General features: G+C 73.1%; 13 protein-coding genes. 9 read left to right on the top strand and 4 right to left on the bottom strand.

Features of this window, described 5'->3' with window-relative positions; genetic code table 11:
• From fdh to ACQP04_RS04820, 5 genes are all read left to right on the top strand, one after another.
• Entirely contained in the window at positions 1 to 3,357 is a 3,357-nt protein-coding gene (gene fdh, locus ACQP04_RS04840) for a formate dehydrogenase (protein WP_433505865.1), read from the top strand.
• On the top strand, positions 3,354 to 4,286 hold the full coding sequence (locus ACQP04_RS04835) for a 4Fe-4S dicluster domain-containing protein (RefSeq protein ID WP_433505864.1): 933 nt from the start codon (positions 3,354 to 3,356) through the stop codon (positions 4,284 to 4,286). The genes fdh and ACQP04_RS04835 overlap by 4 nt, the downstream gene beginning before the upstream one ends.
• Complete coding sequence (nrfD, locus tag ACQP04_RS04830) at positions 4,283 to 5,320, top strand: NrfD/PsrC family molybdoenzyme membrane anchor subunit (RefSeq protein ID WP_433505863.1); 1,038 nt, start codon at positions 4,283 to 4,285, stop codon at positions 5,318 to 5,320. Before ACQP04_RS04835 ends, nrfD begins: the two co-directional genes overlap by 4 nt.
• A 184-nt stretch (positions 5,321 to 5,504) precedes the next feature.
• Entirely contained in the window at positions 5,505 to 6,296 is a 792-nt protein-coding gene (locus tag ACQP04_RS04825; protein WP_433505862.1) for a response regulator, read from the top strand.
• Positions 6,283 to 7,674, top strand: coding sequence for a sensor histidine kinase (locus tag ACQP04_RS04820; RefSeq protein ID WP_433505861.1), 1,392 nt, complete (start codon positions 6,283 to 6,285; stop codon positions 7,672 to 7,674). The genes ACQP04_RS04825 and ACQP04_RS04820 overlap by 14 nt, the downstream gene beginning before the upstream one ends.
• 328 nt (positions 7,675 to 8,002) lie before the next feature.
• Here ACQP04_RS04820 and ACQP04_RS04815 read toward each other — a convergent pair whose 3' ends face one another.
• Both ACQP04_RS04815 and ACQP04_RS04810 read right to left on the bottom strand, forming a co-directional pair.
• Positions 8,003 to 8,440: a phage holin family protein gene (locus tag ACQP04_RS04815; RefSeq protein WP_433505860.1), complete on the bottom strand. Its 438-nt coding sequence runs from the start codon at positions 8,438 to 8,440 to the stop codon at positions 8,003 to 8,005.
• Positions 8,441 to 8,627: 187 nt separating this feature from the next.
• Positions 8,628 to 9,740, bottom strand: coding sequence for an enolase C-terminal domain-like protein (locus ACQP04_RS04810; protein WP_433505859.1), 1,113 nt, complete (start codon positions 9,738 to 9,740; stop codon positions 8,628 to 8,630).
• A 182-nt stretch (positions 9,741 to 9,922) separates the two neighbouring features.
• On the opposite strand from ACQP04_RS04810, the gene ACQP04_RS04805 reads away from it, so the two are divergent.
• The 3 genes from ACQP04_RS04805 to ACQP04_RS04795 are packed head-to-tail and all read left to right on the top strand — an operon-like array spanning position 9,923 to position 15,773.
• On the top strand, positions 9,923 to 11,737 hold the full coding sequence (locus ACQP04_RS04805; protein WP_433505858.1) for a thiamine pyrophosphate-requiring protein: 1,815 nt from the start codon (positions 9,923 to 9,925) through the stop codon (positions 11,735 to 11,737).
• Entirely contained in the window at positions 11,734 to 14,760 is a 3,027-nt protein-coding gene (locus ACQP04_RS04800; protein WP_433505857.1) for an FAD-binding and (Fe-S)-binding domain-containing protein, read from the top strand. Before ACQP04_RS04805 ends, ACQP04_RS04800 begins: the two co-directional genes overlap by 4 nt.
• Positions 14,757 to 15,773 (top strand): SDR family oxidoreductase, encoded by a 1,017-nt coding sequence (locus ACQP04_RS04795; protein WP_433505856.1) that lies wholly within the window; start codon positions 14,757 to 14,759, stop codon positions 15,771 to 15,773. Before ACQP04_RS04800 ends, ACQP04_RS04795 begins: the two co-directional genes overlap by 4 nt.
• 142 nt (positions 15,774 to 15,915) lie before the next feature.
• On the opposite strand, the gene ACQP04_RS04790 is transcribed toward ACQP04_RS04795, so the two are convergent.
• Together ACQP04_RS04790 and ACQP04_RS04785 are read right to left on the bottom strand one after the other, a co-directional pair.
• The gene (locus ACQP04_RS04790) at positions 15,916 to 17,670 is read right to left on the bottom strand and encodes a glycoside hydrolase family 15 protein (protein WP_433505855.1); all 1,755 of its coding nucleotides are present in this window, start codon (positions 17,668 to 17,670) and stop codon (positions 15,916 to 15,918) included.
• A gap of 144 nt (positions 17,671 to 17,814) precedes the next feature.
• Complete coding sequence (locus tag ACQP04_RS04785; RefSeq protein WP_433505854.1) at positions 17,815 to 19,170, bottom strand: N,N-dimethylformamidase beta subunit family domain-containing protein; 1,356 nt, start codon at positions 19,168 to 19,170, stop codon at positions 17,815 to 17,817.
• A gap of 296 nt (positions 19,171 to 19,466) precedes the next feature.
• Between ACQP04_RS04785 and ACQP04_RS04780 the strand changes: the two genes are divergently transcribed.
• Complete coding sequence (locus ACQP04_RS04780; protein ID WP_433505853.1) at positions 19,467 to 20,267, top strand: alpha/beta hydrolase; 801 nt, start codon at positions 19,467 to 19,469, stop codon at positions 20,265 to 20,267.
• Positions 20,268 to 20,282: the final 15 nt, after the last annotated feature.

The following is a 20,282-nucleotide window of genomic DNA, read 5'->3' as shown; positions in this document are numbered from 1 at the left end:
GTGGGCGTCACGACATGGATCGAGTCCTGGCCGGTCTACCGGCAGCTCACCGGCGACGACCGGCTGGGCCGCGGACCGGCGGCGAAGAGCCGCGCCAGCGCAGCGTTGCAGCCTCGCATCGGCACCGCCGACCGCGTGGTCAAGTCGGTCTGCCCGTTCTGCGCGGTGGGCTGCGGGCAGAACGTGTACGTCAAGGACGAGCAGGTCGTCCAGATCGAGGGCGACCCCGACTCCCCGATCTCCCGCGGCCGACTGTGCCCGCGCGGCTCGTCGAGCCTGCAGCTGGTCACCGGCGACGCCCGCGAGTACGCGGTCCGCCACCGCCGTCCGGGCGGCACCGAGTGGGAGGACCTGGACCTCGACACGGCGATGGACATGATCGCCGACCGGGTGCTCGAGAGCCGGCGCAAGGGCTGGCAGTGGGAGCACGAGGGCAAGCGGGTCCGGCGGACCACGGGATTCGCCAGCCTCGGCGGGGCGACGCTGGACAACGAGGAGAACTACCTCATCAAGAAGCTGTTCACGGCGCTGGGCGCGATCCAGATCGAGAACCAGGCCCGCATTTGACACTCCGCCACCGTCCCCGGTCTGGGGACCTCGTTCGGTCGCGGCGGCGCCACGACGTTCCAGCAGGACCTGCAGAACTCCGACTGCATCCTCATCGAGGGCTCGAACATGGCCGAGTGCCATCCCGTCGGGTTCCAGTGGGTGATGGAGGCGAAGGCCCGCGGCGCGACGGTGATCCACGTCGACCCGCGCTTCACCCGCACCAGCGCCATGGCCGATCTGCACGTCCCGCTCCGCGCGGGCACCGACATCGCGTTCCTCGGCGGCATCATCAACCACGTCCTGCAGAACGAGAAGTACTTCCGCGACTACGTCGTGGCCTACACCAACGCGTCCACGATCGTCGGCGAGGACTTCCGCGACACCGAGGACCTCGCGGGCGTGTTCTCCGGCCTCGACCGGGAGGACAAGTCCTACGACTTCGAGACCTGGCACTACGAGGGCGGCCTGGTCCAGGCCGCCTCCGGCGAACGCGACCAGGTCGGGTCCGCACGCGTCACCCGGTCCGACAAGGCAGAGTCCGAGCGGACGGGGTCCGACGGTGCCAGGCCGCGGGACCGCAGAGCCGCGTCGAGCGGCGTGAAGCGGGCCGCCCGCGGCGAGGCCCACGGGTCGGGTGGCGCCGGCATCAGCGGCGACTTCGAGACCGACGAGACGCTTCAGCACCCGCGCACGGTGTTCCAGATCCTCAAGCGGCACTTCGCCCGCTACACCCCGCAGCTGGTCGCCGAGACGTGCGGGGTGCCGGAGGAGACGTTCCTGCGGGTGTGCGAGCTGCTCGAGGAGAACTCGACGCCCGAGCGGACCAGCGCGTTCGTGTACTCCGTCGGCTGGACCCACCACACCGTGGGTGTGCAGTACATCCGGACCGCGTCGATCCTGCAGGCCCTGCTGGGCAACATCGGCCGCCCGGGCGGCGGGATCCTGGCCCTGCGCGGCCACGCCAGCATCCAGGGCAGCACGGACATCCCGACGCTGTTCAACATCCTGCCCGGCTACATCCCGATGCCCCATGCGGAGTCCTCGCCGGACCTCAAGACCTTCGTGTCGGCGGAGAAGGCGGAGAAGGGCTACTGGTCCGAGCTCGGCTCCTACCTGGTCAGCCTGCTCAAGTCCTACTGGGGCCCGGCGGCCACGCCCGACAACGACTTCTGCTTCGACTACCTGCCCCGGCTCACCGGCAGCCACAGCTCGTTCGAGACCGTGATGGCCCAGCTCGAGGGCGAGTGCACCGGCTTCTTCGTGCTCGGCGAGAACCCGGCCGTCGGGTCGGCCAACGCGAAGATGCAACGGCTGGCCATGGCCAACCTGGACTGGCTCGTCGTGCGGGACTTCTCCCTGATCGAGTCGGCCACGTGGTGGAAGGACGGCCCGGAGATCGAGACCGGGGAGCTGCGCACCGAGGACATCGGCACCGAGGTGTTCTTCCTGCCCGCCGCCGCGCACACCGAGAAGGACGGCAGCTTCACCAACACCCAGCGGCTGCTGCAGTGGCACCACCAGGCCGTCGAGCCGGTCGGCGACGTCCGCAGCGACCTGTGGTTCCTGTTCCACCTGGGCCGCAGGATCCGGGAGAAGCTCGCCGGCAGCACGGACGAGCGGGACCGCCCGGTGCTCGACCTCACCTGGGACTACCCGACCAAGGGCAGCCTGGACGAGCCGGAGGCCGAGGCCGTGCTCGCCGAGATCAACGGCTGGGACGGCCACGGCACGCCGCTCTCGTCCTACCAGCAGCTGCGCGACGACGGCTCCACCGCCTGCGGGTGCTGGATCTACTGCGGCACCTACGCCGACGGGGTCAACCAGGCCGCACGCCGCAAGCCCGGCAGCGAGCAGGACTGGGTCGCCCACCAGTGGGGCTGGGCCTGGCCGGCCAACCGGCGCATCCTCTACAACCGCGCCTCCGCCGCGCCCGACGGCACGCCCTGGAGCGAGCGCAAGGCCTACCTGTGGTGGGACCCGGACGAGAAGAAATGGGTCGGCCACGACATCCCGGACTTCTCCCCCACCAAGGCCCCCGACCACGTCCCGCCCGCCGACGCCACCGGCGTCGAGGCGCTGTCGGGCACGGACGCGTTCATCATGCAGGCCGACGGCAAGGCCTGGCTCTACGCGCCCGCCGGCCTGACCGACGGGCCGCTCCCGGCGCACTACGAGCCGCAGGAGTCCCCGGTGGCCAACCCGGTCTACCCGGAGCAGCGCAACCCTGCCCGGCAGATCGACTCGGTGGTGCACCCACAGGACCGGTTCCAGCCCAGCGGCGACGAGCCGGGCGCGCAGGTCTTCCCCTACGCGCTCACCACCTACCGGATCGCCGAGCACCACACCGCCGGCGGGATGAGCCGCTGGTCGCCCTACCTGTCCGAGCTCGCCCCGGCGATGTTCTGCGAGGTCTCGCCCGAGCTGGCCCGCGAACGGGGTCTCGAGCACGGCGGCTGGGCCCATGTCGTCACCGCCCGGAACGTGATCGAGGCCAGGGTCATGGTCACCGACCGGATCCCGGCCCTGCGCATCCGCGGCGAGGTGCTGCACCAGGTCGGGCTGCCCTACCACTGGGGCCCCAACGGCCTGGTCACCGGCGACGCCGCCAACGAGCTGACCAGCCTGGTCATGGACCCGAACGTGCACATCATGGAGACCAAGGCGCTGGCCTGTGACATCCGGCCCGGCCGACGTCCACGCGGCCCCGACCGGGTCGCCCTGGTCGAGGGCTACCGCCGGCGAGCCGGCATCACCGAGCGGACCGGTGTGGACGACACCCGGGCCACCAGGACGGGAGGAGCGACATGAGTGCCCCACCGCGGATGGGCTTCTTCACCGACACCTCGGTCTGCATCGGCTGCAAGGCCTGCGAGGTCGCGTGCAAGGAGTGGAACGCCATCCCCGCCGACTTCCCCGAGGGCGGGTTCACCGGCACCTCGCTGGACAACAGCGAGGGGCTCGGCGCGGACACGTGGCGCCACGTCGCCTTCATCGAGCAACGCCGCCCGCTCGCCGCGCAGGACCCCGGCACGCCGCGCACCGAGCCGACCCGGCACGACCTCGCCCGTCTCGACGTGCTGTCCCTGGCCGGCCAGGGCACGTCGAGCCCGCCGGCGCAGGTCCCGGCCGCACCGGTCGAGCCGAGCGGGGCGGGGGAGTTCCGCTGGCTGATGGCCTCGGACGTCTGCAAGCACTGCACCCACGCCGCGTGCCTGGACGTGTGCCCCACCGGATCGCTGTTCCGCACCGAGTTCGGCACCGTCGTGGTCCAGGAGGACATCTGCAACGGCTGCGGCTACTGCATCCCCGCCTGCCCGTACGGGGTGATCGACCAGCGCAAGGACGACGGCCGGGCCTGGAAGTGCACGCTGTGCTACGACCGGCTCGGCGTCGGCGCCGAACCGGCCTGCGCCAAGGCGTGCCCGACCGACTCCATCCAGTTCGGGCCCCTCGACGAGCTGCGCGGGCGTGCCGACGCCCGCCTGGCGCAGCTGCACCGGGCCGGGGTCGACGAGGCCCGGCTCTACGGCCGCGACCCGGACGACGGCGTCGGCGGGGACGGCGCGTTCTTCCTGCTCCTCGACGAGCCGGAGGTCTACGGGCTGCCCCCGGACCCCGTGGTCACCACGCGCGACCTGCCGCGGATGTGGCGCCACGTCGGCATGGCCGCCCTGAGCCTGGTCGGCGGGGTGGCCGCGGCGTTCGCGTCCACGATCGTCACCGGGAGGCGGCGATGAGCGAGTCCGACGTCACCAGGAACGGCGTGCGCGGTGCGCGTCCCGAGCGCGAAGCCACGACCGGCGCCGTCCGCGACGACGGCCGGCAGGGTGGCCGCCGCCGGCGCGACGGCCGGCGGGGTCGGGGCGAGCGGGCGATGGTGCCCGACGCCGAGTTCCGCTCCTACTACGGCCGCCCGGTCCTCAACCCGCCCGTGTGGCAGTCCCGCGACATCGCCGGATACCTGTTCCTGGGCGGGCTGGCCGGGGCGTCGTCGCTGCTGGGTGCCGGGGCGCACGCCACCGGGCGGGCGGAGCTGGCGCGCTCGAGCAAGCTCGCGGCGCTGGGCGCGGGGGCGCTCTCGCTCGCCGCGCTCGTCCACGACCTCGGCCGGCCGCTGCGGTTCCTGCACATGCTGCGCGTGTTCAAGGTGACCTCGCCGATGAGCGTCGGATCCTGGCTGCTGGCCGGGTACGTGCCGCTCGCCGGGGTCGCGGCCGCCACCGCGGTCACCGGGCGGCTGCCCCGCGTCGGGACCGCGGCGACCGCCGGCGCGGCCGCCCTCGGTCCGGCTGTCGCCTCCTACACCGCGGCGCTGGTCAGCGACACCGCCGTGCCGGCCTGGCACGACGGGCACCGCGAGATGCCCTACGTGTTCGTCGGCTCGGCCGCGACCGCCGCCGGTGGGCTCGGGTTGGTCGCCGCTCCCCTGCCCGAGCAGGCCCCGGCCCGCGCGCTCGCGGCACTGGGCGTCGGCACCGAGCTGGTCGCGTTCGAGCTGATGCAGCGGCGGATGGGCATGACCGCGGAGCCCTACTCCAGCGGCACGGGCGGTCGGTACGTCCGGGTCGCGACGCTGCTGGGCGTCGCCGGGCTGGCGGGGGCGCTGCTGGGACGGCGAAATCGAGCCGCCTCCGCCGTGTCCGGGGCGGCTCTCCTGGCCGCCTCCGCCGCGACCCGGTGGGGGATCTTCCACGGCGGCGTCGAGTCGGCGACCGACCCGCGCTACACCGTCGTCCCGCAGCGAGAGCGGCTCTCCACAGGCGCCCGTTGAGGAGGTCGTCACGGAAGATATCGGCCGGTGCGTGCCGCACCCGCTGCACCGAGGCCCTGTCCCGGCTGGTCGCCCTCCTGAACCGGCAGCGCACCTGACGGTTGCCTGACATTTCCGCCGCCGGACGCAGCTGACGTGGCGGTTCCTCGGACGAGACCGTTCGATCAGGGGCACCATGATGTCGATGACTTCGCATCCACGGCCCGGCTCGTCGACGACGACGCACTCCACCGCGCCGTCCCCGTCGACGGCCGGTGTCGCCGAGCCGCGTGACCGGGTGCTCCTGGTCGACGACGACGGCCGGATCCGGCAGGCGCTGTCCCTCGCGCTCGACGACGAGGGCCTCACGGTCGTCACCGCGCCGTCGGGCGAGGACGCACTGCTCAGGCTCTCCCGCGACCGGGTGGACCTGGTGTTGCTGGACCTGATGCTGCCCGGGGTCGACGGGCTCACCGTGTGCCGTCGGCTGCGCGCCCGGGGCGACCTGCCGATCATCATCATCACCGCCCGTTCGGACTCCGCCGACGTCATCGACGGGCTCGAGGCCGGTGCCGACGACTACGTCACCAAACCGATCGTCGCCGGCGAGCTCGCCGCACGGATCCGGGCGCTGCTGCGTCGGCGCCGGCCCGGCGTGCACCCGACGCTCCTGCGGGTCGGCGACGTCGAGATCCGTCCCGAGGAGGACCTCGTGCGGGCCGACCGCGACGGTGCGGCCATCGACATCCACCTCACCCGCACGGAGTTCCGGCTGCTGACCGAGCTCGCGGCGGCCGGCGGGAAGGTCGTGTCCCGCGAGGACCTGCTGCGCCGCGTGTGGGGATACGACTATCTCGGCGACACCCGCCTCCTCGACGTCCACATCCGTCGGCTCCGCTGCAAGATCGAGCCCGACCCGGACCGGCCCACGCTCGTCCTGACGGTGCGGGGGGCGGGTTACCGGGCAGCCGGTGCCGGCCCCGATGACCACGAGTAGTCCCCGGGGACGGCGGGTCCGGCGACCGCGGTTCCCGCTGCGCTGGCGGATCGCGTTCGCCTTCGCCGTCGTGTCCCTCGCCGTGACCGGGCTGCTGGCCGGGGTGACGTGGCATCTCGCGTCCGGCTTCCTGGTGGCCAAACGGGAACAGGGCGCCACCACGCAGGCAGCCGTCGACGTCCGCCTCGTCCAGGACGCGCTGCACACCCCGCTGGCCGGCAGCCCCGACGACCTGCTGACCGGGCTCGCCGGTGGCCGCGACATCACCATCGCCATCCGGGACGGCGGCACCTGGACCACGAGCGGCCGCCCACTCGACCTCGGCGCCCTGCCGGACGAGCTGATCGGGCTGGCCGCCGCCGGCGCACCGGCGCGGCAACGCATCCGCGCAGGCGGCATCCCGGTGCTGGCCATCGCCATGCCCCTGCCCGGTCAGGCCGTCTACGTGGAGCTCGTCCCGCTCGCCGAACTCGACTCCACGCTGCGCTTCCTCAGCATCGTGCTGGTCGCCGGGGTCGGTGTCAGCGGCCTGCTGGGCCTCGGCCTGGGCGGCTGGGCCGGGCACCGGGCGCTGCGTCCGCTGATCGAGCTGCGCGACGCCGCCGCCCGCGTCGCGGCCGGAGACCTCGACGCCCGGCTGCCCGAGCACGGCGACGCCGACCTCGCGCCCCTGGCGGCCACCTTCAACCGCACCGCCGAGGACCTGCAACGCAGGGTGCGCCGCGACGCCCGGTTCGCCGCCGACGTCAGCCACGAGCTGCGGTCGCCGCTGACGACGCTGATCAACGCGGTGGCGGTGCTGCGGCGGCGCCGTTCCGAGCTGCCGCCGACCGCCCAGCAGGCGGTCGACCTGCTCGACGCCGACATCCACCGCTTCCAGAAGATGGTCATCGACCTCCTCGAGATCTCCCGCGACGACACCATCGACCAGCGCGACCTCGAGTGGTGCGACCTCGCCGACGTCGTCCGTCACGCGCTCGCCGAGCGGAAGGGCATCACCGTCGACGTCGACGGCGGCCTGCCCCGGCTGCAGATCGACCGGCGGCGCCTCGACCGGGTCGTCGGCAACCTGCTCGACAACGCCGACCACTACGCCGGCGGCGCCGTCCGCGTCGGCGTGTCCGCCGACGCCACCCGGGCCCGCATCGAGGTCGACGACGCCGGCCCCGGCATCCCCATCGAGCTGCGCCAGGAGGTGTTCGAGCGCTTCGCGCGCGGCGGTACCGCCGGACGTCGCGGAGAGAGCGGAGGCACCGGGCTCGGACTGGCCCTGGTCGCCCGCCACGTGCGCGCCCACCACGGCCGGATCTGGATCGAGGACAGCCCCGCGGGAGGCGCCCGCGTCGTCGTCGAGCTGCCCCGGAGCCCCGAGCCATGAGAGCCGCCGTCCCCCGACACCGCCTCGTCCTCGCCGGTGTGGCCGTCCTCGCCGGACTGGCCGCCGGCTGCGGCGTCAGCACCGAGGACCACCCCGAGCCGATCCACCCGACCGAGATGCCCGTCGCGCCCACCCCCACCGTGACCGTCGTGCCCGACGACCCCGGCCAGGCTCCCCAGGTCGGGCTCGCCCCGACGACCGTGCGGCCCGCGCCGTCCGTTGCGCCGACGCCAGGGGCCACGCCGTCCGACGATGCGTCCCCATCGCCACCGGCGGGATAGAGGATCATCGGGCCCGGCTCGGCTGCTCGCTGTGCCTCGGCAGGCTGCTACTCGGTCCTCCCGCGTGTGGTCTCCCGGGCGGCCTCGCCGGCGGCACCGGCTGCGGCACCCACCGCGGTCCGCATGTCACGGCCGGCACTGCGCCCCGTCTCGGCCAGCTCGTCCCGGGTCTGCCGCAACTGCCGGACCCCCACCGCCCCCAGCGCAGCCGCCCCGCCGCCGAACACCGCGGTCGCGGCGCCCGCCGCCGCGATCGGCGGTAACACGCGATCGAAGGCGCGGACGACCAGGGCTCCGGCCGTGCCTACGGCGAGCAGGCCCAGCACCCCTGCCCCGGCGACCAGCGCACCGGCCGCCCCGGCCGCCCGGGCCCGGCCACCGAGCTCGGTCCGGACCTTGTTCACCTCCTCGCGCACCAGCGCGCGCACGTCGTCCTGCAGTGCCTGGACGGTGCTGCTCGGTGCCGCTTCTTCCCCATCGGCCATGCTCGTCTCCTCGGGTGTAGTCGTTGTCGGGTCCTGCGCTCCGGTTCTCCCGCGGTCTCGTCGGTCCTCCCCTCGTTCGCCTCCGCGTGCCGCGCCGGCGCGGAGCTCCGGTGGTGCCCGTCGGCCGGCGGACCGAAACGGCCCGGGTCGCGCCCGGGCGGCCCCGGTCGGTGTGTCGGCCCGATCGTCACGCCACCCGGTACTTCTCCAGGTCGTCGTCCTTGACCTGCAGCCCGGTACCGGCCCGGGTGTCGTCGGGGCGCAGGACCCCGCCGGGCTCGGGTTCGAGCACACCGTCGAAGGCGATGCGCTCGATGCGGACGTGGTCGTGGAAGTACTCGAGATGCCGCAGGTGCCAGACCGCGGTACCGGCGTGGGCGGAGACCTGCGGCGCGCAGTGCAGCGACAGGTCGATGCTGCGCGCATCGCAGAGGGCCGCGACCCGCAGCAGGGCGCTGAAGCCGCCGCAGCGGGTGACGTCGGCCTGCAGGCAGTCCACGGCGCGCGCATCGAGCATGTGCTGGAAGTAGGGCAGGTCGTAGCCGTACTCCCCCGCGGCGATGTCCATCCCGCCCGGCCCGTGTTCGCGGAGCAGGTGCAGTCCGTCGAGGTCGTCGGAGCTGACCGGCTCCTCCAGCCACCGCACGTCGTGGGCGGCGAGTCGGTGCGCCCAACCGAGGGCCTGCTTGCGGGTGTAGGCGCCGTTGGCGTCGACGAACAGCTCCACGTCGTCGCCGACCGCCCGGCGCGCGACGGCGACGCGGTGGGCGTCCCGGTCGGGACGGCGGCCGATCTTGATCTTCACCCGAGGAATGCCGGCGTCGACCCAGCCGGCGAGCTGTTCGGTCAGCTGTGTGTCGTCGTAGGAGGTGAATCCTCCGCTGCCGTAGATCGGGGTGGCGTCGTGCACGGCCCCGAGCACGGTGCACAGGGGCCGGGCCAGGAGACGGGAGTGCAGGTCCCACAGCGCGATGTCCACCGCCGAGATCGCCTCCGCGACCAGGCCGGGACGGCCGAGGTTGCGCACCGCATGCTGCATCGCCGCCCACGCGGCCGTCGGGGCCAGGGCGTCCCCGCCTCGCACGACCTCGGCGAGCGTGCCGACGACCCGGGTCGCAGCGGGCCCGGCATAGGTGTAGCCGATCCCGGTGCACCCCCCGCCGTGCGCCCGGACGAGGACCAGGGTCGTGGAATCCCAGCTCAGCGTGCCGTCGGACTCGGGGGCGTCGGTGGGAATGGTGTAGGCGGCCGCGTCGAGCTGCTCGACGACAGCGCGCGGCCGGGTCTGCGCCTCTGTCACGGGCTGCGCCTACCCCCGGGGCGCGGCCGCGACCCGCCCCGGACCGGCACCGCGGCGTTTCGTCAGGCAATCGCATGCTCGGGTGGCGATCCCGGCGGACGAGGGACGGGTAGGCGTGGGATGTGAGCGAAGCGCTCGACGCGAACGCACCGAAGACCACGCGACGAGGTGAGGACACCGACATGCCCAAGGTCGCCGACTACGTCCTGCAGCGCCTGACCGAGTGGGGCGTCCACCGCATCTACGGCTACCCCGGCGACGGGATCAACGGGTTCCTGGGCGCGCTGGACCGCGCGGACGGGAACCCGGAGCTGATCCAGCCGCGGCACGAGGAGATGGGCGCGTTCATGGCCGGCGCCCACGCCAAGTTCACCGGCGAGCTGGGCTGCTGCCTGGCGACCTCCGGGGGTGGCGCGATCCACCTGCTCAACGGCCTGTACGACGCCAAGCTCGACCACCAGCCCGTGGTCGCGATCGTCGGGCAGCAGAAGCGGTTCTCCCTCGGGGCGGCGTTCCAGCAGGAGATCGACCCGACGGTGCTGTTCACCGACGTGTCGGAGTTCGTGCAGACCTGCATGCACCCCGCCCAGGCCCGCCAGCTCGTCGACCGCGCCTGCAAGGTCGCACTGTCCAACCGCACCGTCGCCACGATCATCTTCCCGGTCGACGTCCAGGAGGAAGAGGCCCAGCCGTCCCCGCCGCGCACCCACGGCGCGGTGTACACCAGCGTCGGCTGGACCAAGCCGAGGGTGATCCCGCCGCAGACCGAGCTGGAGAAGGCCGCGGAGATCCTCAACGAGGGCTCCAGGGTCGCGATGCTGGTCGGGCAGGGCGCCGCCGCAGCGCAGGACGAGGTGGTCGCCGCCGCCGAGCTGCTCGGCGCCGGGGTGGCCAAGACCCTGCTCGGGCGCGAGGTGCTGCCCGACGATCTGCCCTATGTGACCGGGCCGATCGGGCTGCTCGGCTCCACGGCCAGCTACGAGCTGATGAAGGACGCCGACACCCTGTTCATGATCGGCACCAGCTTCCCCTACGCGGAGTGGCTGCCCGAGGAGGGCCAGGCCAGGGCGGTGGAGATCGACATCGACGGCCGCATGATCGGGGTCCGCTACCCGGTGCAGGCCAACCTGGTCGGCGACTCCCGCGACACCCTGCAGGCCCTGCTGCCGCTGCTGCAGCGCAAGGAGGACCGGTCCTGGCGGGAGAAGATCGAGAAGGAGGTCGAGCAGTGGTGGCGGGTCCTCGACGACCGCGCCCACGAATCGGCCGACCCGCTCAACCCGCAGCTGGTCGCCTACGAGCTCTCCCCCCGGCTGCCCGAGAACGCGATCATCACCACCGACTCCGGGTCGGCCACCAACTGGTGGGCCCAGTACCTGCGCCTCGGGACGGGGATGAAGGCGTCGCTGGCCGGCACTCTGGCCACGATGGGCGCCGGCACCCCGTACGCGATCGCGGCGAAGTTCGCCTATCCCGACCGTCCGGTGATCGCCCTGGTCGGGGACGGGGCGTTCCAGATGAACGGCATGGCCGAGCTGATCACGGTCAAGCGCTACCGGGACGAGCTCACCGCGCACAACCCGACGCTGGTGTTCTGCGTGTTCAACAACCAGGACCTCAACCAGGTGACCTGGGAGCAGCGCGCCGAGTCCGGCGACCCGAAGTTCCTGGGCTCGCAGTGGATCCCCGACGTGCCCTACGCCGAGTTCGCGAAGCTCCTGGGCTTCACCGGTATCCGCGTGGACGACCCGGCCACGCTCGGTGCCGCCTGGGACGAGGTGCTGGCTGCGCCCGGGCCGTGCGTGCTGGAGGTGGTGACCGACCCGGAGATCCCGCCGATCCCGCCGCACATCAAGAAGGAGCTCGGCAAGAAGTCGGCCACCGCGATGCTCAAGGGCGACCCCGAAGAGGCCGGGGTGATCACCAAGGGGGCGAAGCAGAAGATGCACGAGTTCACCGAGTCGGTGAAGGACGCGCTGCCGGGCAGGGACAGATGAGCGCGCCGGCCGAGGTCACCGTCCCCGCCCGCCCCGACCCCCGCTTCGCCACGGGAACGGCCGGCACGGTGACCGTCAACGCCAAGGGGCTGGAGAAGCACCTGCGCCGCCACGTCAGCGGGGAGGTCCGCTTCGACACGACGTCGCTGGCGATGTACGCCAACGACGCGTCGAACTTCCGGCAGGTCCCCATCGGCGTCGTCGTTCCCCGGACGCTCGACGACGTCGTGGAGACGATGAAGGCCTGCCACCGCTACCGCGCGCCGGTGGTCTCCCGCGGCGGCGGCACCAGCCTGTCCGGGGAGACGGTCAACAACGCCGTCGTCGTCGACTTCTCCAAGTACCTCACCCGCGTCGAGCAGGTCGACGCGGCGAACCGGCGGGTCACCACCGAGACCGGGGTGATCAACGAGCAGCTCAACAAGGTCACCGGCGAGTACGGGCTGGTGTTCGGCCCGGACCCGTCGTCGCATTCCCGCTGCACCATCGGCGGCAACATCGGCAACAACTCCTGCGGAATCCACTCGGTGCAGGCCCGCCACTACGGGCCCGGCCCGCGCACCTCCGACAACACCCACGCCCTCGAGGTCGTCACCTACGACGGCGAGCGCTTCTGGGTCGGCGTGGACGAGGAGGACCGGCTCGACGAGATCATCGCCGCCGGCGGGCGCAAGGGCGAGATCTACGCGAAGCTGCGCGACCTGCGCGACCGCTACGCCGAGGACATCCGCGCCGGCTACCCGTCGGTGGACGTGCTGCCGCGGCGGGTGTCGGGCTACAACCTCGACGAGCTGTTGCCGGAGAAGGGGTTCAACGTCGCCCGCGCGCTCGTGGGCACCGAGAGCACCTGCGCGCTCGCGCTGCGCGCGGTCCTGCTCCTCACGCCGGGCCTCTTCCAGCGCACCACGGTGCTGATCCAGTACCCGGAGCTGGCCGAGGCGGCCGGGCACGTTCCCGAGATCATGGCGTGGCGCCCGATCGGGCTCGAGGCCCTCGACGAGCGGCTGATCGAGGACGAGCAGCTGAAGAAGATCAACCTGGAGGGCCTGCACGAGCTGCCCCGGCGCGACGAGGGCGGCGCCTGGCTGATGGTCCAGTTCGGCGCCGACACCACCGAGGAGTCGGTGGGCCGGTGCCGGGAGTTCGTCGACTGGCTGTGCGGGGACGAGGGCTACGCCGAGGACCGCATCCAGGTCGCCAAGAGCGTCCAGGAGGGCGGGAACAGCGAAACCCTCTGGGCCATCCGCGAGGGAGGCCTCGGCTCCACCGCGTTCCCCGCCGACGGCGATCACTGGCCCGGCTGGGAGGACTCCGCGGTCCCGCCGGACAAGGTCGGCGACTACGTGCGCGACCTCGACGCGCTCTACGAGGAACACGGGCTGCACGGGGCGATGTACGGCCACCTCGGCGAGGGCTGCATCCACTCCCGGATCAGCTTCGACCTGCGCACCGCCGAGGGCATCCGCAACTACCGCGCGTTCATGGAGGACGCCGCCGACCTCGTCGCCCGCTACGGCGGCACGCTGTCCGGGGAGCACGGCGACGGGCAGCAGCGCGCCGAGCTGCTGGAGAAGCAGTACGGGCCGCGGCTGATGGCGGCCATGCGGGAGTTCAAGGCCATCTGGGACCCGGACGCGAAGATGAACCCGGGCAAGGTCGTCGACGCCTACCGGATGGACGAGAACCTCAAGCTGGGCACCGGCTACAACCCGTGGCGGCCGACGGTCCGGTTCGCCTACGCGCAGGACGAGGGCGACTTCGCCCACGCCGCGCTGCGCTGCGTCGGGGTCGGCAAGTGCCGCGACCCGGAGCCCGCGCAGACGATGTGCCCGAGCTACCAGGTCACCCGCGAGGAGACCCACACGACCCGCGGGCGGTCCCGGCTGCTGTTCGAGATGCTGCGCGGCGAGGTCATCACCGACGGGTGGCAGTCGAAGGAGGTCGCCGAGGGGCTCGAGCTGTGCCTGGCGTGCAAGGGCTGCACCAGCGACTGCCCGGTCGACGTGGACATGCCCACCTACAAGGCCGAGTTCCGCTACCACCACTACAGGTCCTGGCGGCGGTGGCGGCACCGGCACGCCTATGCCTTCGGGTTCATCGACCAGGTCGCCCGGCTCGCGTCCCGGATGCCCGGACTGGTCAACGCCGTCACCCAGACCCCCGGTCTCGCCCGCCTGGCCAAGCTCGCCGCCGGTATCGACCGGCGCCGTCCGCTGCCCACCTTCGCCCCGCAGACCCTGCAGCAGTGGTTCGCCGGCCGCGGCGGCACCCGCAACCCGCACGGCCGGCGGGTGGTGCTCTTCCCGGACACCTTCACCAACTACCTGCACACCAACGTCGGGGTGGCCTGCGTGGAGGCCGTCGAGGCCGCCGGGTGGCAGGTCGTCATGCCGCAGGTGCACGTCTGTTGTGGGCGGCCGCTCTACGACTACGGGTTCCTCGACGTCGCCGACCGCTACCTGCGGCGCGTCCTCGGGGTGCTGCGCGACGACATCCGGGCCGGCACCCCGATCGTCGGGATGGAACCCAGCTGCCTGGCCGTGTTCAAGGACGAGCTCATCACGATGCGGCCGCACGACGACGACGCGCGACGGCTGGCCGGCAACGCCTTCCACTTCGGCGAGTTCTTCACCCGCTTCGACATCGACCCGCCCCGTCTGGACGGGAAGGCGCTGCTGTGGGGGCACTGCCACCAGCGCGCCACCGGCGGAACGGGCCCCGACCAGCAGGTCCTCGAGCGCATGGGTCTGGAGGTCGAGCCCCTGACCGGCGGTTGCTGCGGCCTCGCCGGCTCGTGGGGCTTCGAGGACGGCAAGTACGACATCTCGCTCGACTGCGGCGAGCAGGCGCTGCTGCCCGCCGTCCGCGCCGCCGACCCGGACACCCTCGTCGTGGCCGACGGGTTCTCCTGCACGACACAGATCGCCGACGCCGGGACCGGGCGCCGCGGAATGCACCTGGCCCAGGTCATGGCCCTCGCCGCCCGGCAAGCCCTGCAGACCACTGCGAGAGGGGACCGATGAGCACCGGAACCGTCGTGATCACCGGTGGTACCGCCGGTGTCGGCCGCGCGGCCGTGCGCGAGTTCGCCGACAACGGCTACGGGGTGGCGATCCTCGCCCGTGGCGCCGCCGGCCTGAAGGCCGCCAGGGAGGACGTCCGGGCCGCCGGCCGCAGCGAGGTGCTCGCCATCCCCACCGACGTCGCGGATCCCGAGGCCGTCGAGCGCGCCGCTCAGCAGGTCGAGGACGAGCTCGGGCCGATCGACGTCTGGGTCAACACCGCCTTCGCCGGGTCGCTCGCCTACTTCTGGGACACCACCGACGAGGAGTACCGGCGGATGACCGAGGTGACCTACTACGGCCAGGTCAACGGCACCCGGGCGGCCCTGGCCCGGATGCGGCCGCGCGACCACGGCGTGATCGTCAACGTCAGCTCGGCCATGGCCTACCGCTCCATCCCGCTGCAGTCCGCCTACTGCGGGGCCAAGCACGCGGTGAAGGGCTTCACCGAGGCGGTCGCCACCGAACTGGCTCACGAGAAGAGCCGCGTCAGGATCTGCATGGTGCAGCTGCCCGGGCTCAACACCCCGCAGTTCAGCTGGAACCTGAACAAGATGCCCGGGCACCCGCGCCCGGTCGCGCCGGTCTACCAGCCCGAACTGGCCGGCCGCGCCATCCGGTTCGTCGCCGAGCACCCCCGCCGCAGCGTCTGGGTGGGGATCTCCACGGCCTACACGATCCTGGGCGAGCGGGTGGCGCCCACCGTGGTCCGCGCCTACCTCGCCCGGACCGGGGTCTCGGGTCAGCAGACGGACGCGAACCTGCCGCGTCACGGCTCGAACGTCTTCGCCCCCCGCGACGACGAGGCCGACCGCGGGGCGCACGGCGCCTTCGACGACGAAGCGCACTCCCGCGACCCCGTGCTGTGGGCCTCCATGAACCGCGGCGCCCTGCTCACCGTCAGCGGGCTCGCTGCGACCGCGGTACTCACCCGCCTACGCCGGCCGCGGCGGGCGCTGCGCCGCCGGTCGTGAGGAGGTGATCGTCCCGCTCTACCCGTGAGGCTCTCCGCAGCGGTCCGACTTCGGTCCATGCCGGATACTCAGGGGCTTCCCACCGGCGCCGGCGGAGAGCTGGTCGGGCTCGCATCGTCAGGAGACCGACAGGCGCGCCGGATCAGTCGGCCAGCCGTACGCAGGCCTCGAGCAGGGCAGCATGGACGAACGCCTGAGGGAGGTTGCCGCGCAGCTGGCGCTGGACCACGTCGTACTCCTCGGAGAACAACCCCGGGGGCCCACACGCCGCGCGGTTGCGCTCGAACCAGCGTGCCGCCTCCACCCGGTGCCCCTGCTGGTGGGTGGCCATGGCCATCCAGAACCCGCACAGGAGGAACGCCCCCTCGGCCTGGTCGAGGGGCCGTCGGTCGTGCCGGAAGCGGTACACGTAGCCGTCCCGCCCCAGCTCCGTTCGCACCGCCTCGAGGGTGGCCACCGATCGCGGGTCGTCGGCCGGCACGGCGCCGCGCAGCGCCGGCAGCACGAGCGCGGCGTCCACCCGTGGATCTGTCGGGGAACGCTGCCAGCGGCCCGACGGATGCAGCGACCCCTTCCCCGTCGCTGCGACGATCCGGTCGGCCAGGGCGTTCCAGGCGGCCGCGTCCGGTGGTGCCGCGGCGGCGGCAGCGACCTGCCGCAAGCCGGCGGCGCAGATGAGCCGGGAATGGGTCCAGGTCTGCGGGTCGATCTCCCAGATCCCCGAACCCGGGTCGTGCCAGCGCTTCTCGATGGCCTCCACGGCCACGGCGATCGCCTGACGCCCCTCGCCGCCGAGGTGGTCGTGTCGGGCAGCCGCCGCGAACAGCAGCAGCGCCTCGCCGAACGCGTCGAGTTGGAACTGATCCCGGACGTGGTTCCCGACGACGTCGATCCCGCCCGGGTATCCGGGCAGGCCGAGAGCCCGTTGGGCCGGCACGGCCTCGCCGGCCGCGGTGTAGGCCGGCATGAGCTCCGGCCCGTCCTGCAGGATCCGGGCAGCGACGAAGTCGGCGGCGTCGTCGAGCAGGGCGTAGGAGCCGGCCGCGGCGACCGCCTGCCCGGCGAAACACTGATCGCGGATCCAGACATAGCGGTAGTCGTAGTCCCGGCCCTGGTCGGCCCGCTCGGGAAGACTCGTCGTGCCCGCTGCGACCATGCCTCCGCCGGCGCTGGTCAGTCCGCGCATCACCGCATAGGCGTGGCGCGCGTCGCGCTCGGCGACGGCCGCACCGAACTCCGGCACCGCCTCCCGCCACGCGGTCTCCGTGGCCGTCCAGAGGGCATCGGGGTCCGGGCAGGCGTCGTGGAGACCCGCGTCGGACAGCTCGAGGACGAGGTCACGATGCTCCCCGGCCGGCACCCGCAGGTCGGCTCGCAGGAGCGCGCCCCCGGCCTGCTGCTCGACCTCCGCCTCCGGCGCGCCGGTCCAGCGCATCCGCAGTGCTCCGCACCGGCCCGTCCACACGCCGTCGCGGGACCGGTGCAGTCCGCTCAACCCGGCGCGGCCGAACTCGGCGGCCGGGTCCAGCAGGACCTGGACGCGTGCCTCACCGCGTACGGCCTCCACCCGGCGCAGCACGACCGCCCGGTGCCGCTCCCCCGGAAAGGCCAAGGCCTCTCGGCACTCGATCACCGTGTCCTGGTCCGTGACCCAGTGCGAGCGCCAGATCAACGACCGGTCCTCGTAGGAGCCGCCCCACACCGAACGCTGCTCCGGGGTGACCGAGTACCTGCCGCGGCCCCCGAGCAACGAGCAGAACACCGCCGATGAGTCCCAGTGGGGCACGCACAACCACGCGATGTCGCCCCGCGGCCCGATCAGTGCGCCCCGTTCGCCGTCGGCGATCAGGGCGTACTCACGCAGGACGTGTGGCTCCGAGGCGGTGGCTGCGGTCATGGACATCCTCCGGCGAATCGCGCTGCGGTCCCGGACTTCTGCTACCCGATGCTGAACCCTGCGAAGTGCTCGCCGGCTTCCACTTCCCTGACGCTTCCGCCCGCCGCACCCCGACGGCACCACGAGGCTGACGAATCGGCGCTGTCACGTGATGCCGAGAGCGCTCAGGTTGTCCTCGGCCGGGTGCGCGGCGCCGGCCGGCCCTGCGGCGAAGGCGGTCAGCAGCCGTGTGGTGATCGTGCCGATCACCGGGGCGCTCGTCCCGCCGCGGCAGGCCGGGTCGAGCCCGCAGATCCAGTACTGGGTCCCCGCGGAGAACACCCCGGCGCCGCTCGGCACCGAGTACCAGGTCGCGTCGGCGAAGTCCGGCCGGCCGCGGCAGGTCACCGGGGAGTGGAACAGCACCTCGATCGGCCGCGGCGTGGGCACCCGCAGGTCGACGCGCTCGTACTCGTTGCCGACGAGGCCGGGCAGCCGCTGCCCGTCCCGCACCAGGCCCGAGAGCAGCCAGCTCCCGGCGTCGGCGACGACGAGATCGGCCTGCGCGGGGTTGCACTGGTAGAAGTTGCCGAGCAGCACGCTCTCCGGCCGGGGGTGGGGCGGGTCGCGCCACTGCGGCGTCGCCTCGAGCGGGTCGCTGCGGCTCGCCGGGTCCTCCTCGTAGGACTTGTAGTCCACTTCGACCCGGTCCGGTCCGAGGGCGCTGTCCTCGAACCGGATGTGCCGGTAGATCTCGTTGCCGCCGAGGAAGGCGAGGTTCACGCCCCGGTCGCGGGCGCCGGTCGCCGTCGCCCGCATCGCCGCGGACCAGTACTCGTCGTGGCCGAGCGTGATCATGGCCCGGGCGCCGTCGAGCAGGTGGGGATCGGCGTGGAGGTCGACGTCGGTGGCATAGCCGAGCGGGAGCCCGGACCGCTCGGCGAACTCCACGAACGGCAGCTCGAAGATGAGGAAGTCGCCGGCGCCCTGCATGTCCTTCGCCTGGTAGGGCCGGTCGAAGGAGACCGCGCGGGAACGGTCGGCGAACCGGCCGGTGCCCGCGGCGTAGAGGCTGTACCCGCCCCACCGGTTGTAGCCCTGCCACGTCGTCACCGCGTTGACCACGACGAGCCGGCCGGTGTTGTCCGGGGTGGCGAGCGTCAGCGGGACGAACTGCTGGGCGCCGTTGTCGGCGTCGAGCCGGAAGAGGTAGTCGCCCGGCGGCCAGCCGGCGGTGTCGACGGTCAGCGTCGGGTTCCACGGCGCCACCACCGTGTTCCGCGGGGCCTGCACAACCGCGTCGGCCTGGCGCCGACCCGGCTGCGGCGGCGAGACCCACACCTGCGCGGCGCCGGTGGGCGGGTAGTCGCCCATCCGGAAGGCCGTGACCGTGTACCGGGCGGCCGTCGTCGAGACGAACAGGTGCACGGGGTCGCCGGGGTGGACGGAGGTGCGGTCCGCGAAGCCCTCGACGGCGTGCTCCGGCCCGGGATGGGTGATCCGCCACTCGACGCCGGGCACGGCGCCGGCGGGCAGGGCGAGCGGCGACCGTGCCGGTGCCGGTGCGGGGAGCGGCCCGGACGCGGTCGGGGCCGGGCCCGACCGGGTTTCCGCCGCCGAGCAACCCGCGAGCAGCAGAGCGGCAAGGACAGCGGCAACGACCCGTCCGACACATCCCGCACGCACGATTCCCCCTCACCGGCAGCGGCCGCCGACCGGGGCCGCGGGCCGCGTCGGCTGCTCCGCGCCGTGAGGCGGGCAGCAGAGGCTACCGGATCGACCACCGCGTCCGCACTGAGCTGCGCGATCCCCGCCCGATGCTCACGACCTGCTGCGCCGGGGAGCCGTCCGGGCACGGCGCCGACGACACCGGGGAGACTGGCCGGGTGCGGAGAGGCATGCGCGTCTCGGAGCTCAGTCGACGCCTCGGGGCGGGTTCGGTGCGTGCGGTCGTGCTGGTCCTGCCCGGCGGAGAGGCCGAGAGCCGGCGGCCCCACCTGTGGTTGGCCGAGGCGTTCCTGTGGCCCCTGGCGGGACGGATCGCCCGGCGGGGGCGCCGGCACGGCCTCGCCGTTCACGTGCTGCGCTACCGCTACCGGGGGTGGAACGGCGAGCGCGCCGACCCGGTCGTCGACGCGTCGTGGGCGCTGGCCGAGGTCCGGCGGCGGTATGGGCCCGTGCCCGTCGGTCTGGTCGGCCATTCCCTCGGCGGCAGGGTGGCGGTCCACGTTGCCGGCGATGCGCGGGTGGCCGGTGTCGTCCTCCTCGGTCCGTGGTTGGAGGAGGCGGATCCGGTGGGACAGCTGAGGGGCCGATCCGTACTGATCATCCACGGGGCTCGCGACCGGCACACCGATCCTGTGATGTCCTACCGGTTCGCGGTGAACGCGCGACGGGTCGGTGCCCGGGTCGCCCGCGTCGAGCTGCCCCGTGCCGGCCATGTGCTCCTGCGGCAGTGGCGGGCGTGGACGACGCTGACGACGGACTTCGTCGGCGCGGCCCTGATCGGTGGCCGGCTCGACCCGGTGATGCTCGGCGCCCTCGAAGCCGTGGGCAGTGGGGGCTTGCGCGTGCACCTGCCACGGCGCCGCGCGCGGGTTCTCCGGCGCCATCGCTGAGGAGCCGGATCCGGG

The sequence above is a fragment of the Pseudonocardia halophobica genome (genome assembly GCF_050948485.1).
GTDB lineage: Bacteria > Actinomycetota > Actinomycetes > Mycobacteriales > Pseudonocardiaceae > Pseudonocardia > Pseudonocardia halophobica.
This window is presented reverse-complemented; position numbering and strand designations above follow the sequence as displayed.

Excerpts from the sequence above, each read along its gene's own strand:
- ACQP04_RS04835 (WP_433505864.1), top strand. The coding sequence starts at position 3,354 with ATGAGTGCCCCACCGCGGATGGGCTTCTTCACCGACACCTCGGTCTGC.
- ACQP04_RS04795 (WP_433505856.1), top strand. The coding sequence starts at position 14,757 with ATGAGCACCGGAACCGTCGTGATCACCGGTGGTACCGCCGGTGTCGGC.
- ACQP04_RS04825 (WP_433505862.1), top strand. The coding sequence starts at position 5,505 with ATGACTTCGCATCCACGGCCCGGCTCGTCGACGACGACGCACTCCACC.
- ACQP04_RS04815 (WP_433505860.1), bottom strand. The coding sequence starts at position 8,440 with ATGGCCGATGGGGAAGAAGCGGCACCGAGCAGCACCGTCCAGGCACTG.
- nrfD (WP_433505863.1), top strand. The coding sequence starts at position 4,283 with ATGAGCGAGTCCGACGTCACCAGGAACGGCGTGCGCGGTGCGCGTCCC.
- ACQP04_RS04780 (WP_433505853.1), top strand. The coding sequence starts at position 19,467 with ATGCTCACGACCTGCTGCGCCGGGGAGCCGTCCGGGCACGGCGCCGAC.
- ACQP04_RS04805 (WP_433505858.1), top strand. The coding sequence starts at position 9,923 with ATGCCCAAGGTCGCCGACTACGTCCTGCAGCGCCTGACCGAGTGGGGC.
- ACQP04_RS04800 (WP_433505857.1), top strand. The coding sequence starts at position 11,734 with ATGAGCGCGCCGGCCGAGGTCACCGTCCCCGCCCGCCCCGACCCCCGC.
- ACQP04_RS04820 (WP_433505861.1), top strand. The coding sequence starts at position 6,283 with ATGACCACGAGTAGTCCCCGGGGACGGCGGGTCCGGCGACCGCGGTTC.
- ACQP04_RS04790 (WP_433505855.1), bottom strand. The coding sequence starts at position 17,670 with ATGACCGCAGCCACCGCCTCGGAGCCACACGTCCTGCGTGAGTACGCC.